Source organism: Phyllobacterium sp. OV277, from assembly GCF_900104355.1.
Classification (GTDB): Bacteria; Pseudomonadota; Alphaproteobacteria; order Rhizobiales; family Rhizobiaceae; genus Phyllobacterium.
Genome location: NZ_FNIY01000001.1, coordinates 1,176,645 through 1,191,867 on the forward strand (window position 1 = coordinate 1,176,645; position 15,223 = coordinate 1,191,867).

General features: G+C 55.9%; 14 protein-coding genes and 1 tRNA gene. 8 read left to right on the plus strand and 7 right to left on the minus strand.

Annotated elements, in window-relative coordinates:
• Window positions 1–315: 315 nt before the first annotated feature.
• Window positions 316–1,293, plus strand: a complete 978-nt coding sequence (locus BLU05_RS05745; protein WP_091878271.1) for an alpha/beta fold hydrolase — start codon at window positions 316–318, stop codon at window positions 1,291–1,293.
• Window positions 1,294–1,299: 6 nt separating this feature from the next.
• On the opposite strand, the gene hisN is transcribed toward BLU05_RS05745, so the two are convergent.
• A complete protein-coding gene (gene hisN / locus BLU05_RS05750; protein ID WP_091878273.1) occupies window positions 1,300–2,073 on the minus strand; it encodes a histidinol-phosphatase in 774 nt (257 codons plus the stop codon).
• A gap of 249 nt (window positions 2,074–2,322) precedes the next feature.
• Window positions 2,323–3,213, minus strand: a complete 891-nt coding sequence (locus tag BLU05_RS05755) for an N-formylglutamate amidohydrolase (protein WP_091878275.1) — start codon at window positions 3,211–3,213, stop codon at window positions 2,323–2,325.
• Window positions 3,214–3,486: 273 nt separating this feature from the next.
• On the opposite strand from BLU05_RS05755, the gene BLU05_RS05760 reads away from it, so the two are divergent.
• The 4 genes from BLU05_RS05760 (at window position 3,487) to BLU05_RS05775 (ending at window position 6,174) form a co-directional block, all read left to right on the plus strand.
• Window positions 3,487–3,849, plus strand: a complete 363-nt coding sequence (locus tag BLU05_RS05760) for a cell cycle two-component system response regulator CpdR (RefSeq protein ID WP_091878276.1) — start codon at window positions 3,487–3,489, stop codon at window positions 3,847–3,849.
• 102 nt (window positions 3,850–3,951) lie between these two features.
• A tRNA-Val gene (locus BLU05_RS05765) sits at window positions 3,952–4,026 on the plus strand.
• Window positions 4,027–4,220: 194 nt separating this feature from the next.
• The gene (locus BLU05_RS05770) at window positions 4,221–5,603 is read left to right on the plus strand and encodes a S41 family peptidase (protein ID WP_091878278.1); all 1,383 of its coding nucleotides are present in this window, start codon (window positions 4,221–4,223) and stop codon (window positions 5,601–5,603) included.
• Between the two features lie 88 nt (window positions 5,604–5,691).
• Window positions 5,692–6,174 (plus strand): MaoC family dehydratase, encoded by a 483-nt coding sequence (locus BLU05_RS05775; RefSeq protein WP_091878280.1) that lies wholly within the window; start codon window positions 5,692–5,694, stop codon window positions 6,172–6,174.
• Window positions 6,175–6,180: 6 nt separating this feature from the next.
• Here BLU05_RS05775 and BLU05_RS05780 read toward each other — a convergent pair whose 3' ends face one another.
• The 5 genes from BLU05_RS05780 to BLU05_RS05800 all read right to left on the minus strand — a co-directional run bounded on the left by BLU05_RS05780 (window position 6,181) and on the right by BLU05_RS05800 (window position 12,971).
• Window positions 6,181–7,359 carry an alpha/beta hydrolase gene (locus BLU05_RS05780; RefSeq protein WP_091878282.1) on the minus strand — a complete coding sequence of 393 codons (1,179 nt, stop codon included), beginning with the start codon at window positions 7,357–7,359 and terminating at the stop codon, window positions 6,181–6,183.
• 403 nt (window positions 7,360–7,762) lie between these two features.
• Window positions 7,763–8,320, minus strand: a complete 558-nt coding sequence (locus BLU05_RS05785; RefSeq protein WP_091878284.1) for a sarcosine oxidase subunit gamma — start codon at window positions 8,318–8,320, stop codon at window positions 7,763–7,765.
• On the minus strand, window positions 8,313–11,318 hold the full coding sequence (locus BLU05_RS05790) for a sarcosine oxidase subunit alpha (RefSeq protein WP_091878286.1): 3,006 nt from the start codon (window positions 11,316–11,318) through the stop codon (window positions 8,313–8,315). The genes BLU05_RS05785 and BLU05_RS05790 overlap by 8 nt, the downstream gene beginning before the upstream one ends.
• 3 nt (window positions 11,319–11,321) lie before the next feature.
• Window positions 11,322–11,693 carry a sarcosine oxidase subunit delta gene (locus BLU05_RS05795; RefSeq protein WP_091878288.1) on the minus strand — a complete coding sequence of 124 codons (372 nt, stop codon included), beginning with the start codon at window positions 11,691–11,693 and terminating at the stop codon, window positions 11,322–11,324.
• Window positions 11,694–11,717: 24 nt separating this feature from the next.
• Window positions 11,718–12,971, minus strand: coding sequence for a sarcosine oxidase subunit beta (locus BLU05_RS05800; RefSeq protein WP_091878553.1), 1,254 nt, complete (start codon window positions 12,969–12,971; stop codon window positions 11,718–11,720).
• Between the two features lie 411 nt (window positions 12,972–13,382).
• On the opposite strand from BLU05_RS05800, the gene rpsU reads away from it, so the two are divergent.
• From rpsU to BLU05_RS05815, 3 genes are all read left to right on the plus strand, one after another.
• The gene (gene rpsU / locus BLU05_RS05805) at window positions 13,383–13,634 is read left to right on the plus strand and encodes a 30S ribosomal protein S21 (protein WP_091878290.1); all 252 of its coding nucleotides are present in this window, start codon (window positions 13,383–13,385) and stop codon (window positions 13,632–13,634) included.
• 114 nt (window positions 13,635–13,748) lie between these two features.
• Complete coding sequence (locus BLU05_RS05810) at window positions 13,749–14,594, plus strand: tetratricopeptide repeat protein (RefSeq protein WP_244518194.1); 846 nt, start codon at window positions 13,749–13,751, stop codon at window positions 14,592–14,594.
• 23 nt (window positions 14,595–14,617) lie between these two features.
• Entirely contained in the window at window positions 14,618–15,220 is a 603-nt protein-coding gene (locus BLU05_RS05815; RefSeq protein WP_091878293.1) for an NAD(P)H-dependent oxidoreductase, read from the plus strand.
• Window positions 15,221–15,223: the final 3 nt, after the last annotated feature.

The following is a 15,223-nucleotide window of genomic DNA, read 5'->3' on the forward strand; positions in this document are numbered from 1 at the left end:
GCCAAAGCCATTTCAAGCCCCATTTTACCGCTGAGTTTCACGCCGCACCGGCTGTAAAACGCCTGCCGCAGTGATGAACGCAAAATGAACGCACCCTTCGGGATACGTTCACACGCCCCCTTCTATAAACATATTCATCGTTCCGGATGTAACGTCCCTTCCGTCCGGAGTGTACTGACCGGAAACCCTCCCAAGAGTTTCCGGTCATTTTTTTGCGCAAACGCGGTTTGACCTTTATGTCCGTGCATTTTATCAAATGATGCAAATGCACAGCGCGACTCCCCCATGCGCGGGATGAGGACTGACCGGTATCCAATGACCCATCCGCTTGTCGAAACAGCAGCCAATCCGACACCGCAGGATGCCCGCGTCGATACTTTACCGCTGAAAGGTGGCAAGGAACTGCGCTACGCGATTTTTCCAGCCACAACACACCCTGTTCAAGGCACCGTGCTTATCCTGCAGGGCCGCAACGAGTGCATTGAAAAATATTTCGAAACCATCGGCGATATCACCAAGCGCGGCTTTGCCGTGGCCACTTTCGATTGGCGTGGTCAAGGCGGATCAAGCCGGATGTTGCGCGATCCGGCGCGCGGCCATGTCAGAAGCTTCGACCATTATGCCGCCGATCTGGAATTGCTGTTCGAAAACGTGCTTTTGCCCGATTGCCGTGGCCCGTTCTATGTTCTCGCCCATTCCACCGGCGCACTGATTGCGCTTCTCGCGGCTCCGGCTTTGGCAAACCGTATCCGCCGCATGGTGCTTATGACGCCGCTTCTCGACGTCAGGGGCGGTCGTCTCGGCAAAATTCTGTTGAGCGCTGTTGCCAATACCTTGCGGACAACCGGTCTTGGCCGGGTCTATATTCGTGGTGGCAAACCCACGATAAAGCCATTTGCCATCAATGAAGTGACATCCGATGCCGCCCGCTACCTGCGCAACACCGAGATTCTCAAGGCAGCGCCGGAACTCGCCATTGGCGGTCCAACAGCCGGATGGATCGCCTCCGTTGCCAAGGCGATCCGCCGGGTGACACAGCCCGATTATATCGAGGCCATCCGTATCCCGACGCTGGTTGTGGCGGCCGGCGCAGATCAGGTCGTATCCACACCGGCGATTGAACGGTTCGCAATGCAATTGCGCAATGCCACGCTGATCACCATTGATGGCTCGAAGCATGAAATCCTTCAGGAAAAGGATTTTTACCGCGAACAGTTTTTCGCGGCCTTCGATGCCTTCATTCCGGGAACCGGCGGTGACGTAGCCGAAACCGAAAACGAACAGGCGACCTAACCGCTATCAACGATTGAGCAGTTCCAGCGCCTGCGCGTGTAGTTCTTTCGAGCCTGCCGCCACGATATCGCCAGCCTTTTCTGCCGGGCCACCGTCCCAATTGGTGATGACGCCACCGGCCTTTTCGATGATGGGCACCAGCGCGACAATATCGTAGGGGTGCAAGGCTGTTTCCACCACCAGATCGACGAAACCGGCAGCAATCATGGCATAGCCATAGCAATCTGCCCCATAACGCGGCATGCGCACGCTGCGTTCAACCCGGTCATACGCTTCGCGCTTCTTGTCCTTGAACAGCGCCGGTGTGGTGGTGAACAGCGTCGCTTGCGCGATATCAGGGTTTTGCCGGGTTTTCAGCTGACGTGGACCGCCCGGCCCCTCATAATAGGAGGCTGTGCCATCGCACATGAAAAGCTCGCCGGTAAAAGGCTGCGCCATGACACCGGCAACCGCATCGCCATTAATGGTCAGACCCGCGAGCGTACCCCACACCGGAAGCCCTGAAATAAACGCCCGTGTGCCATCGATCGGATCGATGACCCAGACATGGGAAGCGTCCAGATTTTCCGAGCCGAACTCCTCGCCCATGATGCCATGATCAGGATAGGTCGCGTTTATCAGTGCGCGAATCGCCCGTTCAGCTTCCTTGTCCGCTTCGGTAACCGGGTCAAATCCGACCTGATATTTGTTGTCGATGGACGAAATGGTGCGAAAACGCGGCAGTGTCTGCTCGGCTGCAACTTGCGCGATTTGCCGTAAAAACGAAAGTTCAATGGCCAAAATGGTTCCTCACGATCAGAATTTTCTCATTTAACTGCATTGTCGGCTAAATTATTGCATTTTTTTTAGGCACATAAATATCATGCTTAAAAAAACGCACAAATTGCTTGACCCTTTGTGCGATGCAGCATAGATTAGTTAACAGACGGGGCGACCTGTCTATGCCCTCCTTGGGCGTTTCCTCCCTAGACTTGGACCGCGCACCTGCGCGGTCTTTTTTTGTTTCAGGCCAGCAGAGACGTCCCGGCACTATTCCGCAGCAAGCGGAACATCGAGGAAATGGAAGTCGGGCAGCGACACCAGATCGGCCAGAAACTGGCTGATATCCCGCTGCAACTGATCAAACCCCGATTTGCGTTCATAATTGTGCTCGTTGAGATAGAGCCCGCGATTGACCTCGATCTGCAGCGCATGGAAGCGCTTTAGCGGACGCCCGTAATGCTCGGTTATATAGCCCCCGGCATAGGGTTTGTTGTGGGCAACCGCATAGCCCATTTCGCGCAAGAGATCGATTGCAGCATTGGCGAGCTCTGGCGAACAGCTGGTGCCAAAACGATCGCCGATGATGAAATCCGGTCGCAAACCACTATCGGGGAAGCGAATGCCTGTTGGCATTGAGTGGCAATCAATCAGCACCCCGTAGCCAAAGCGGCTGCGTGTTTTCAGCAGCACCTCGGCAAGCAGCGCATGGTATGGCTTGTAGATTGTGTTGATACGTCCAAGCGCTTCCTCGACAGGCAATTTCTGCGCATAAATCTCCTGCCCTTCGCCGACGAGCCGCGGAATGGTGCCAAGACCACCGGCCACTCGCGTAGAATTTGCGTTGGCGTAGGAGGGAAGCGGATCGGAGAACATTTTCGCATCGAGCTCATAGGGCTCGCGATTGACATCGAGATAGGCGCGCGGGAATTGCGCAGCCAGCAAGGGCGCACCCAGCATGACGCTGGCGGCAAACAGCTGATCGACAAAGCAGTCTTCCGATCGGCGAATCGTTTGTGCATCCAGCTGTGATTGCTTGAGGAAAGCTGGGGGATAAACCTGGCCGCTATGGGGCGAATTGAAAACGAAGGGAATGCGTTGTTCAGCCGGCCGGCGCAGTTCATAGGGCAGCTTGTCGGGGAAATCGCGCTCGAGGGTCATTATTCACTTCGAAGGTTTGCTTGAATATACAGGCACTTTAGAGCAACTTCGCTCCGGAGGGAATTCTTCAACCATCAAAGTGCCGGAACTTTTCTGACGCGGTTGACCTTTCAGAATTCTTCGCCGCCATAACAGCGATCTTCCTCGACTTTTCCGGGGTTCCACCGTATTTTCCGCAAATCATTCACGCGATCTTTACCAAAAAAGCGTCTTGTTAACTGTGATGGGACGCCTGTCTGGGGATGATAAGGCGATAGAAATTCGGACGGACTGATGAAGAGAATCCTTCTAGCAGAAGATGACAATGACATGCGGCGCTTCCTTGTGAAGGCGCTGGAGAAGGCAGGATATCACGTCACGCCTTTCGACAATGGCGCCAGCGCCTATGACAGATTGCGCGAAGAGCCGTTTTCACTGCTCCTCACGGATATCGTCATGCCTGAGATGGACGGCATTGAACTGGCACGCCGCGCATCGGAAATCGACCCGGATCTGAAGATCATGTTCATCACCGGCTTTGCCGCCGTGGCGCTGAACTCCGATTCGAAAGCCCCGAAGGATGCGAAAGTGCTGTCCAAGCCTTTCCACCTGCGCGATCTGGTGAATGAAATCGAAAAAATGCTGGTAGCGGCCTGATCAAAGGCCCTATCCGCCCGCACGGATGAAGAAAGCCTGATAACTTCTTCCAACAGCTATTGACGGACTGAAACCAATATGGTGTATGCGCCCCTGTCGGATGGGCGTGTAGCTCAGCGGGAGAGCACTACGTTGACATCGTAGGGGTCACAGGTTCAATCCCTGTCACGCCCACCATCCGAACCTCCAATCAACACAACTGATGTGAGATTGCCAACGGTGCTATCGCTGGCTTCGATGCACGCGTTTCTGAACCAGTGGTTGTAAAACAACCAGCAGTGACCCTACATTGATCAAATCAATCAGTGGATGCAGAACAGCAATCATTGTGATCGCTCGTGTTGCATTGCGTTAGCCAAAGGGAGGTTTCAATGCGCGCTGGCCCGTTGTCATGGAGGTGCGCTGCACTGGCGCTTATCGCTTTTGCCTGCATGGCAGGCCCGGCCTCCGCTCAGACCAAGCAGGACCAAACGCTCCATTTGACACCCGCACAAATGCGCGAAGACCTCACTGTTCTCAAGAATCAGTGGGCGCCGCTCGACAAGAGCTACACGCCGGAACAGCGGCAGAAATTTGAGCAGATAGTTGATGATGCGGCTGCGGCTGCCGATACACTCTCCACCGAAGATTTCGCGCTTGAAATCATGCGAGCGACGGCCATATCCCGAAACGGCCATACGAGCGCCATGGTCGGCACTCTCCTGCACGATCTGCCGGTACGAGCCTGGTGGTTTTCCGACGGTCTCTACATTGTTAAAACAGACCCGGCACATGCGGATTTGCTTGGAGCACGTATGGACAAGCTGGGTTCGCTGACACCGGCAGAAGCATTGAAACGCGTCTCGCCATACATTTCCGGCACTGACCAGCGCATTCGATATTTGAGCGCTACTTTTCTGACCAGTCCTGCTGTTCTCAAGCGTATCGGCGCTGTGGCCAACGATAATGAGATTCCCCTGACACTGCGGCTTGCCGATGGAAGCACGCGTGTGGCAAATTTGAGTGCAGTCGCCTCGCCTGATCCTGCCGACGAACACAAGCCGGCAACAAGGGGGTATTCTGTGCTCATTCCCGATGATGCCAATCTACCGGGACGCTGGTTACACCTCCTTGACAACAGCAAGGAGCGGTCACCGATTTACGAGAAGCGCGTTGACGTCAACGCATCATGGATCGGTGAAAACAACAAAGTTCTCTATATCCGCAGCAACTCCATGAACAGCATGGATGAAACAGGGTTGCAGCACAAATATGCCAAGATTCTGCAGACATCTATTCTGCCGACGCGGCCGAAATTCATTGTTCTCGATCTTCGCTTGAACAATGGCGGTGATTTCTTCAACACGATTCTCTTTTCGCAGGCAGTGCCACGGCTGCTACCGTCAGGCGGGCGTGTTTTTGTGCTTGTCAGTCGCTCCACATTCTCGGCGGCAATCGTGACTGCTGCGATGTTGAAGGGCACTGACCAGAACAAAGTGACATTCATCGGCGAAGAGATGGGCGATAAAGGCCAGTTCTGGGCTGAAGGCGAAACTGTCACACTGCCGAACTCGCATATTGGCGTTGGCTACGCGACACAATTTGAAGATTATGAAAAAGGCTGCACTGACCCCGATAAATGCTACTGGGCAGCGGTCGCTTTTGGTCCAAAGAATATTTCCCTCAAACCCGACATCAAGATCGATGTTACTCATACTGACTATGCATCTGGTCGTGATCCCGTTCTCGAAAAAGCCCTCGCTTTGTCAAAGTGACGACAGGAAAGATGACATTTGGCTCATAAGGGGTTATCGACAGCAAAATCTATGATCTGACCCAAAACGTTCGGAAAGCCCAGAAACCATGAAAGAACCGATCACGCTCAAGCAGTTGAAGGCCGGTATCGGCACAGAAATGGGCTGTTCGGAATGGCGCGTGGTCAGCCAGGATATGATCAATAAGTTCGCCGACGCGACGGATGATCACCAGTTCATCCATACGGACCCCGAGCGCGCGGCGGAAACGCCTTTCGGCGGCACCATTGCCCACGGCTTTCTGACGATCTCGCTCCTGTCGACGCTCGCCTATGAGGCTCTGCCGATGATCGAAGGCGCGACCATGGGCATCAATTACGGTTTTGACAAAGTGCGTTTCATGGCCCCGGTCAAATCGGGCAAACAGGTGCGCGCCCGCTTCAAGCTGGTGGATGCGGATATCCGCCCTTCCGGCCGCGTGCTCAACAATTACGAAGTAACACTTGAAATCGAGGGCTCGATCAAGCCGGCGCTGGTCGCTAACTGGCTGACCATCGCTGTTCTCGAACACCCGCCTGAGATGGACGACTGATCTGGCTCAGGCTGCCTCGACAAGGCGGCCTGCATCGTCGAGCGGCGCGGCGCTGTCGTTCTCGACAAGTGCCTGAAAAGCGAACGGCCCCTGCACGAACATGCCCATATCGTATGGATTGCGGATCTGGGCGCCCTTCAAAAATAACAGATGCATCTTGAAGAAGTTTTTCCGCGCCCGTGCATAACGCTTGGCGCTGTGGATGTGCTTGAAGCGAATGCGCCGGATCAGCGGTTCATTGCGCGGGATAATCCCCAGCGCTTTCGCCGGATTGGATTTGTAGAAATGGACGATGTCAGCAATCGTCTGATATTCGGCCCAGAAAACCGGCGTTTCCTGCAGGACAACCCTGATATCCTCACGCAGCTGCGTTGCACGCGGGTGAAAGGCAATCATCAGCAGGCATGAGCCGATGGAAAATAAGGAAATCGGCTGCTGTTTGATGAGTTGCGGGGCGCTGCGCCAGACATCTGCAATCGCCTCCACGGCTGGAACAGTGCCGAGACTATGCCCGATGATCACGACCTCATCCGCATCGGTTTCCTGTAATTTCCGCGTGAGATGCTCGGCAAAGGCCTTGCGCCGCGCCAGCAATGCCGGATTGCGGCTATAAATCCGGTCGGAAGCAGCAGCCCAGTCATCAAGCAGATAGGACAGGAACACCTTTTCACCCGGCCAGCGGATCAGCAACCGCGCCATGATGAGCGCAAGGGGAACAGTCCAGATCATGTGATAGGAGCTGAAACCACCGAACAACGGCCCAAGACCGACGAGGAGGGCCACAAGTGAAATAAAACAGGTGAGCACAAAGGGCCACATGAAGAAGATGCAGAAGCGCCAGCTGGTTCTTAAATACCTCCAGAAGGTGCCTGTGAGCAGAATATCGAGAAACGCCATCAGCCCGGTGGCAAAGCGCGCAACAACATTGCGCGCCGAATAGGCATCGAACACGTCAGCCGTGCCATATTGGCAGAATTCGGTTTCAACAGCCCAGTTTGCGCCAGATGTTTCCAGCCGCATGGAAGCAATGTTCGGCCCCTCCGGCAGCATGGGACTTGCTTTGGTTTTGGCATGCCAGAGACTGTTGAAATCAGCGGCAGAGTTCAGATAGCGCCCGCGCACTGCATCAGGGTGCAGACCTTCATAGCCTGTGAAGTTGATAACAAGGCGCTTTTTGACAGCCATCGAACACTCTCGCGACGCGACCGCGCGAATCGGCAGCCACCGGCATCCTCTTTATGGCAAAGGACGGCGCAATTGTGATCGACAGCCTCACCGGGGAGCAATCTGTACACTATTATTATGTGGAGCTGTCAAATACGGCCTATTCGGCAAAAAAATACGATTATTGCATTGTGACCGTGCGTGGTTCGTGTTTCGTGGTTCGACAAGCTCACCATGAGGGAGAGTGGGGATGCAACGATAATCGCGAAGATTGCAGCAAATAGTCGTCGCAGAGTTCAGTTGTTGTGGAACTCAACCGCTGCAGAATTTGGCTCCCTTCATCACCCCTCTCCCTCATGGTGAGCTTGTCGAACCACGAACCACGCACAATGATGCAGCAAATCAACGGCTTGCGATCCGCCTGTCAGACAGTAACATCCCGGGCTGATTCCTGTAGGAAACTGTAGGCATAACCCGAAAATGAGCGCCAGCACTCAACGCGGAACGTGTTTTCCTCCGTGCGCAGCAGGACAATCTCGATCTTGCCAAGAACTGTGCGGGACGCCGCGCCAACCGGAAACGCCCGGAGCGACAGGTCCTGCGGGCAGCCACCATTGACCACAGCATCCGCACCCTTGCCTGATACAATGATCCCGACATTGCGATGCGATACATCCACAGCCGAATGCAGCCCCTTCACCTTGGCGAGATCGGCAACCAGCGCGCTACCATCAGCATCGATGATGAGCCATTCATCCGGGCCGATCCATAGGGCAGTGCGGGTCCCTTGCGTCGACGTTGTCTTGGGCTTCACCGGCAAGGTCAGCCCAATCGCCTTGGACAAGGCCGCCACCGCATCAGGCCGGGCCCGCAGCGATACACGGGTGGCATTGTCAGCCAGAACAACCGATACGGAGCCAACGCCCGCATAACCGGTCTGTAGCGGATGCAGACGCTGTGCTGTTTGTGCAAGGTCAGCCATTCAACCGTTCTCCCTTTTCGTCGAAGAACACCGTACCGGTTACTTCCACTTCAATCACACCATTGGGCATCGGCACATAGAGCGTTTCTCCGAGCCGTTTTGTTCCGTCAATCACCAGACCCATCGCAATCGACCGGCCGCAATTTTCCGACCAATAGGACGATGTCACATGACCAATCATTGTCATCGGCACCGGCTGGTTGGGATTGGCAACGATCTGCGCGCCCTCTTCCAGCACCACATGGGCGTCCTTGGTCTTCAAACCAACCAGCTGCTTGCGGCCATCGGCCACCAGATCGCGGCGCAAGAGGCCACGAATGCCAACATAGTCTTTCTTGTTCTTGCCAATAGCCCAGGTCAGCCCCGCATCCTGCGGTGTCACCGTACCATCCGTGTCTTGACCGACGATGATATAACCCTTTTCCGCGCGCAGAACGTGCATCGCCTCGGTGCCGTAAGGCGTCAGGCCAAGCGGCTTGCCACGCTCGTAGATAGCCTCCCAGACCGCCTGACCGTAATCAGCAGGCACGTTGATTTCAAAACCCGCTTCACCGGTGAAGGACATGCGGAACAGCCGCGTCGGCACGCCGCAAATCTTGCCTTCGCGTACACTCATATGCGGCATGGCTTCATTGGAAAGATCGATGCCCTCTACCAGTGGCGCGATGATTTCACGCGCTTTTGGACCCTGCACGGCGATGACAGCCCATTGTTCCGTGGTCGAGGTCAGCCAGACATCAAGATGCGGGAATTCGGTCTGCAGATAGTCTTCCATGTGATGCATGACACGCGGCGCACCGCCCGTCGTTGTCGTCACATGGAACCGGTCTTCCGCAAGACGGCCAACGACACCATCATCATAGATGAAACCATCTTCGCGCAGCATGATGCCATAACGCAGGCGGCCGACACCCAGCTTTTCCCATGGGTTGGTATAGAGCAGCTCAAGGAATTTCGCCGCGTCAGGGCCAACCACTTCGATCTTGCCGAGCGTCGAGGCATCGAAAATACCGGCCTGATTACGCACGGCAACGCATTCGCGATTAACCGCCGCATGCATGTCCTCGCCCGCCTGCGGATAATACCAGGCGCGCTTCCACTGCCCGACATCCTCGAAGGCCGCACCCTCAGCCGCATGCCATGCATGCATCGGTGTGCGGCGGGTCGGATCGAACAGATCATGGCGCGCATGATTGACGATTGCGCCGAAAGTAACAGGCGTAAACGGCGCACGGAACGTTGTCAGGCCCACCGCCGGAATTGGGCGATTGAGCGCTTCGGCGGCAATTGCCAACCCGTGCAGGTTGGAGGTCTTGCCCTGATCGGTTGCCATGCCATTGGTGGTAAAGCGTTTGACGTGCTCAATGGAGTGCATGCCTTCGCGCACGGCGAGACGCACGTCCTTGGCGGTGACATCGTTCTGGAAATCGACAAAGGCCTTGACCGTCGTATCCGCACCGGCACCCGGAGCAGAACCGATCATGCCAATGATCCAGTCCGTGCCACCCGTGGCCTTGACCGCTTTGGCCTTGCCCTTGAAGCCGGTTTCTGCTGCCAGCTTGCTGCCAGCCGCGATTGCCTCATCCAGCGCTTCCTGCAATCCGTCGCTGCCATTGCAGGCACCAACCGAAACGCAATCTTGCGCATAGGTGCCGGGCAGGAAGCGTTCATTGGCGGCATCCCATGCCACCTTGCCGCGTGACTGCGAGAACAGATGCACCGAAGGCGTCCAGCCTGCGGACATGATCAGCGCATCCACCACAACCTTACGCTCGGCACCGCCCTTGTTCGGACGGATGCTGATGGAGGAAACACGGCGCTTGCCGCCAGCGCTAAACACCGCATGGCCGGTCAGTACATCAATGCCGAGCGAACGGGCTTCTTCGATAACAGACGAAGAAGGATTTTCACGCGTATCGACAATAACGGGAACGTCAGCGCCAGCGCGCTTGAGATCAATAGCCGCCGCATAGGCGGAGTCATTAGCGGTATAGACACCGACCTTGCGGCCAACAGCAACGCCATACTGGTTGAGATAGATACGTGCCGCCGACGCCAGCAGAATGCCCGGGCGATCATTGTTGGCGAACACCATGTGCCGCTCGATCGCGCCGGTTGCCAGAACAACCTTCTTGGCACGAACCTGCCACAGGCGTTCACGCGGCAGATCAGAACCCGGATTGCTGAGATGGTCGCTGATGCGCTCGACCAGACCAACGAAATTCTGGGCGTAATAGCCAAAGGCCGTGGTGCGCGTCAGAACAGTGACATTCTCCATCGAACGCAAAGTGCCAAGCGTCTCCGTGGCCCAGTCATAGCCCGGCTTGCCATCGACGGTGACGTCAATCTCATAGCGCAGCGCGCCACCAGCTTCCGCCTGCTCGTCGCAAATAATGACCTTGGCACCTGTCTGTGCCGCACTGAGCGCGGCAGCAAGACCAGCAGCACCGCCACCAACCACCAGCACATCGCAATGGGCAAAGCGGTTGGAATAGCGATCCGTATCGGCTTCACCGGGAACAACGCCAAGACCGGCTGCAGCACGAATCTTCGGCTCGTAGATGGTCTTCCACGCGAATTTCGGCCACATGAACGTCTTGTAGTAGAAGCCTGCGGGCAGCATCGGCGAGAACACATCATTGATCGCGCCGACGTCAAATGTCAGCGACGGCCAGCGGTTCTGCGACTTGACCTTCAGCCCGTCATAGATTTCCTGCACGGTCGCCCGCACATTTGGTTGCTGGCGCGACTTGTCGCGCTCGATATCCACAAGCGCGTTTGGCTCTTCGCTGCCTGCGGAGAGAATGCCGCGCGGGCGGTGATATTTGAACGAACGGCCAACCAGATGGATGCCATTGGCGAGCAGCGCCGATGCCAGCGTGTCGCCTTCAAGGCCGGTTAATGCCTGCCCGTCAAAGGTGAAGCGAACGGTTTTGGCCGGGGTCAGACGACCAATGCCAGCGATACGGTTGCTTCCGGAATGGGATGTGGTGCTCATGGCTTATAGCTCCCCTTTCTTGGCGCGGGGGGCGCGTTTCTTTGCGGGTTCAGCGGCATCAACGGGAGCCGAAGCGGCATCCGGATTGAGAAGCTTGTCAACATCCGGGCGGGGCTCGCCTGCCTTGTAGACAGTCAGGAACTTGTCCGAAACGGAATCGCGCACCGCGTTGAAGAAGCGTCCGCAGCCGTGAATATGCCGCCAGCGTTCAAACTGCAGGCCTTTGGGGTTCTGGCGGAAATAAAGGAAACCGGCAAAATCATCGTCGGATTGTTCCGAAATCGCCGGGGAACGCACGAGATGCGCTTCACCCGCGTTGCGGAATTCCAGTTCCGGGCGCTCTTCTTCGCAATAGGGGCATTTGATGAGAAGCATTGTCGTCGTCTCGTTTCTTGAATGTCAGTGCGCTACGGCAGCGGCAGCGGCTTCGTCGATCAGGCGGCCAGTGGTAAAGCGCTCGATGGTGAACGGCGCATTGATCCGGTGCGGCTCATCGCGGGCAATCGTATGGGCAAACACATTGCCAGAGCCCGGCGTTGCCTTGAACCCGCCAGTTCCCCAGCCGCAGTTTACATAAAGGCCCGGCACCGGTGTCTTGGCCAAAATTGGCGAACGATCCGGCGTCACGTCAACAATACCGCCCCATGAACGCAGCATTTTCAGGCGCGTCAGCACCGGGAACATTTCGCAGATCGCATCCAGCGTGTGGTTGATGATGTGCAGGCCGCCGGTCTGGGAATAAGACGTGTACTGGTCCGTACCAGCGCCGATAACCATCTCACCCTTATCCGACTGCGAGATATACGCATGAACGGTGTTCGACATGATCACGCAGGGAATAAGTGGCTTGACCGGTTCGGATACCAGCGCCTGCAAGGGATAGCTTTCCAGCGGCATGCGCACACCGGCCATGTTCATAAGGACAGAGGTATGGCCCGCAGCCACAACACCAACCTTCTTGGCATTGATCGGGCCGCGATTGGTATCAACTCCCACGACCGCGCCATTGGCGGCACGGCGAATGCCGGTTACTTCGCAGTTCTGGATGATATGCACACCGCGATCAGCCGCCGCGCGGGCATAGCCCCATGCAACCGCATCATGGCGAGCCGTGCCGCCACGGCGTTGCAACGCCGCGCCAATGATGGGATAACGTGCATCGGCAGAAAGATTGATTGGCGGGCAGAATTCCTTGACCTGCTCCGGTGTCATCCATTCATTGTCGATACCATTCAGCCGGTTGGCGTGGATATGACGCTTCAACACCTGAACATCATGAACATTGTGCGCCAGCATCATGACGCCGCGCGCCGAATACATGACGTTGTAGTTGATATCCTGGCTCAGACCCTCCCACAATTTCACGGCATGTTCGTAAATGCCTGCCGATTCATCATAGAGATAGTTGGAACGGATAATCGTGGTGTTGCGGCCGGTATTGCCGCCGCCAAGCCAACCTTTTTCCAGAACCGCGACATTGGTGATGCCATGTTCCTTGGCCAGATAGTAGGCGGTGGCAAGGCCATGTCCGCCAGCGCCAACAATGATGACGTCATATTCCGACTTGGGTTCGGGCGAAGTCCATTGCTGATCCCATCCCTTGTGGGCGCGCAATGCCTCGCGGGCCAAAGCAAACACTGAATATTTCCGCATCATTCAATCCTTTGCAGAGCGTCCGGCCATTTCAAGTGACCTCGGCAGAGCGACGTGTTCCAACGATTTTCGAGAGCAATACCCTGTCCTGAAATCGACATCGATTTTCAAGCGCAGGATCGCACTTTTATGCATCAGTAACGCATCCGCTCAAAGGTCTTTTGCCATTTTGCGACGGAGATTGGCGTTCCATGCCGGTTATTCTAAAATTGCGCAGCGGCATGACGAGCCCTGGTGGAAGAATATCCCCATTTTAAGCAGCTTCACCATGGACATTCCGCCACCATTCTGATAATGGCCTCGTCAGTTTGCGATGGATGACCGTCGCGAAGTTTGGATTTGTGTCCCACTGACCAAGGTAAGGGCGCAGAATTCAGGCTCAACGAAATTCTAAGAGACACAGGATAAAACGTGCAGGTACTCGTACGCGAAAATAATGTTGATCAGGCTCTCCGCGTCCTCAAGAAGAAGATGCAGCGCGAAGGCATGTTCCGCGAAATGAAGATGCATGATCATTACGAGAAGCCCTCGATCAAGCGCGCCCGCCAGAAGGCAGAAGCCATCAGCCGCGCTCGCAAGCTTGCCCGCAAGCAGGCACAGCGCGAAGGTCTTCTGCCAATGCCAGCGCGCAAGGTACCGGCCCGTCCTTCTGCGGCTCGTTGATCAGTACTTTATCAACGTCTTGACAATACAACGGGGTGGGGTGGCAATCGCCACACCGCCCTTTTTGCGTTTTCGATTGAACGGGATACCAGGAATATGACACATTCACTTGAAATGGTTTCGTATCGCGACCCGCAATCGGCATTCAAGACGTTGCGCACCACCGGACTGGTGATCGCTTCGGTTCTCACTCTGGCTATTGCCGGGTGCCAGACCTCGACCACCGATATGACCGGCATCGACAAGGCGCAGGGCTCTTCCGAGAACATCAGCTCACTCGACAGCGTCATTCGCAATAATCCACGCGATCCGGAAGCCTACAATGTGCGTGGCTCGGCTTTTGGCCGCGCCGGTCGCAACAGCGATGCCATCAAGGACTTCAACACGGCATTGCAGCTGAACCCGAATTTCTATCAGGCCTATGCGAACCGTGCGCTTGTTTACCGCAATATGGGCAACAGCGCCCAGGCATTGGCTGACTACAGCAAGTCCATCCAGATCAATTCGCAATATGACGCTGCCTATATCGGTCGCGGTAATCTCTATCGCCTTTCGGGACAACTCGACCGGGCATTCAGCGATTTCCAGCAGGCAATCCAGCTGAACACCACCGATCCGCGCGCCTACCACAATCGCGGCCTGATTTATCAGGCACGTAACCAGCACAAGCAGGCCATCGAAGATTTCTCCACCGCGATCTCACTGCAACCTGATGCAGCCGAGCCTTATAATGGCCGTGGTATTTCCTATGTTGCGCTTGGCGATGACGACAACGCCTTTGACGATTTCAACAATGCCATCAAGCTGGATGGTACCATTGCCGAGGGCTGGGCCAATCAGGCGCTGATCTACGAGCATCGCGGCGACAAGGCTCGCGCTGCGAAATCCTACTCCAAGGCCGCGCAGCTTGATCCGAAATACAAGCCTGCGCTTGACGGTCTGGCACGCACGCGTTCCTGATCCAGATATGGCCTGATCCTGACATGGCAAAGCGGTTCCTTATTGTTTCCGCTCATCCACTTGAGAACAGCCTTTCGGCGCATCTGACGGCGTTGGTGACACAGCAGATCGCTGAGTCACCACACGAATTGCAGGTGTTCGATCTCTACCAGCAGGGTTTTGATCCACGGCTTTCGCGCCAAGAACGACAAAGCTACTACGCACCGCAATATGACGCCTCCGATGTTAAGGCTGAATCGGAGGCCTTGCAGACCGCTGACGTTCTCGTTCTCATATTCCCGACCTGGTGGTTCGGCCTGCCTGCAATCCTCAAAGGTTGGATCGACCGGGTGTTCGTGCCGGGCACGGCCTATGATCATGCGCCAGACTATGGCCGGATGATCCCGCGCCTTAACAAGATGACATCCTGTATTGCCATCACGACGCTCGGCTCCCCCTGGTGGATTGACCGGTTGATCATGTGGCGACCCGTCCGCCGTATCCTCGGCACAGCCATTATTGGCACCTGCGCACCCAAGGCACGGTTTTCAATGCTGTCGCTTTACAATTGCGAGAAGCTCGCCCCTGCCCGGCTTGCAGCCTTTGAAGCAAAAATCGATCGGGCGATTCAACAGACCCTGAAATGAAAA

What these genes read in the sequence shown, in the direction of transcription:
- BLU05_RS05800 (WP_091878553.1), bottom strand. Translation starts at nt 12,971, where the DNA reads ATGCGGAAATATTCAGTGTTTGCTTTGGCCCGCGAGGCATTGCGCGCC.
- BLU05_RS05775 (WP_091878280.1), top strand. Translation starts at nt 5,692, where the DNA reads ATGAAAGAACCGATCACGCTCAAGCAGTTGAAGGCCGGTATCGGCACA.
- BLU05_RS05795 (WP_091878288.1), bottom strand. Translation starts at nt 11,693, where the DNA reads ATGCTTCTCATCAAATGCCCCTATTGCGAAGAAGAGCGCCCGGAACTG.
- BLU05_RS05745 (WP_091878271.1), top strand. Translation starts at nt 316, where the DNA reads ATGACCCATCCGCTTGTCGAAACAGCAGCCAATCCGACACCGCAGGAT.
- BLU05_RS05755 (WP_091878275.1), bottom strand. Translation starts at nt 3,213, where the DNA reads ATGACCCTCGAGCGCGATTTCCCCGACAAGCTGCCCTATGAACTGCGC.
- BLU05_RS05785 (WP_091878284.1), bottom strand. Translation starts at nt 8,320, where the DNA reads ATGGCTGACCTTGCACAAACAGCACAGCGTCTGCATCCGCTACAGACC.
- BLU05_RS05790 (WP_091878286.1), bottom strand. Translation starts at nt 11,318, where the DNA reads ATGAGCACCACATCCCATTCCGGAAGCAACCGTATCGCTGGCATTGGT.
- BLU05_RS05770 (WP_091878278.1), top strand. Translation starts at nt 4,221, where the DNA reads ATGCGCGCTGGCCCGTTGTCATGGAGGTGCGCTGCACTGGCGCTTATC.
- BLU05_RS05780 (WP_091878282.1), bottom strand. Translation starts at nt 7,359, where the DNA reads ATGGCTGTCAAAAAGCGCCTTGTTATCAACTTCACAGGCTATGAAGGT.
- BLU05_RS05810 (WP_244518194.1), top strand. Translation starts at nt 13,749, where the DNA reads ATGGTTTCGTATCGCGACCCGCAATCGGCATTCAAGACGTTGCGCACC.
- BLU05_RS05760 (WP_091878276.1), top strand. Translation starts at nt 3,487, where the DNA reads ATGAAGAGAATCCTTCTAGCAGAAGATGACAATGACATGCGGCGCTTC.
- BLU05_RS05815 (WP_091878293.1), top strand. Translation starts at nt 14,618, where the DNA reads ATGGCAAAGCGGTTCCTTATTGTTTCCGCTCATCCACTTGAGAACAGC.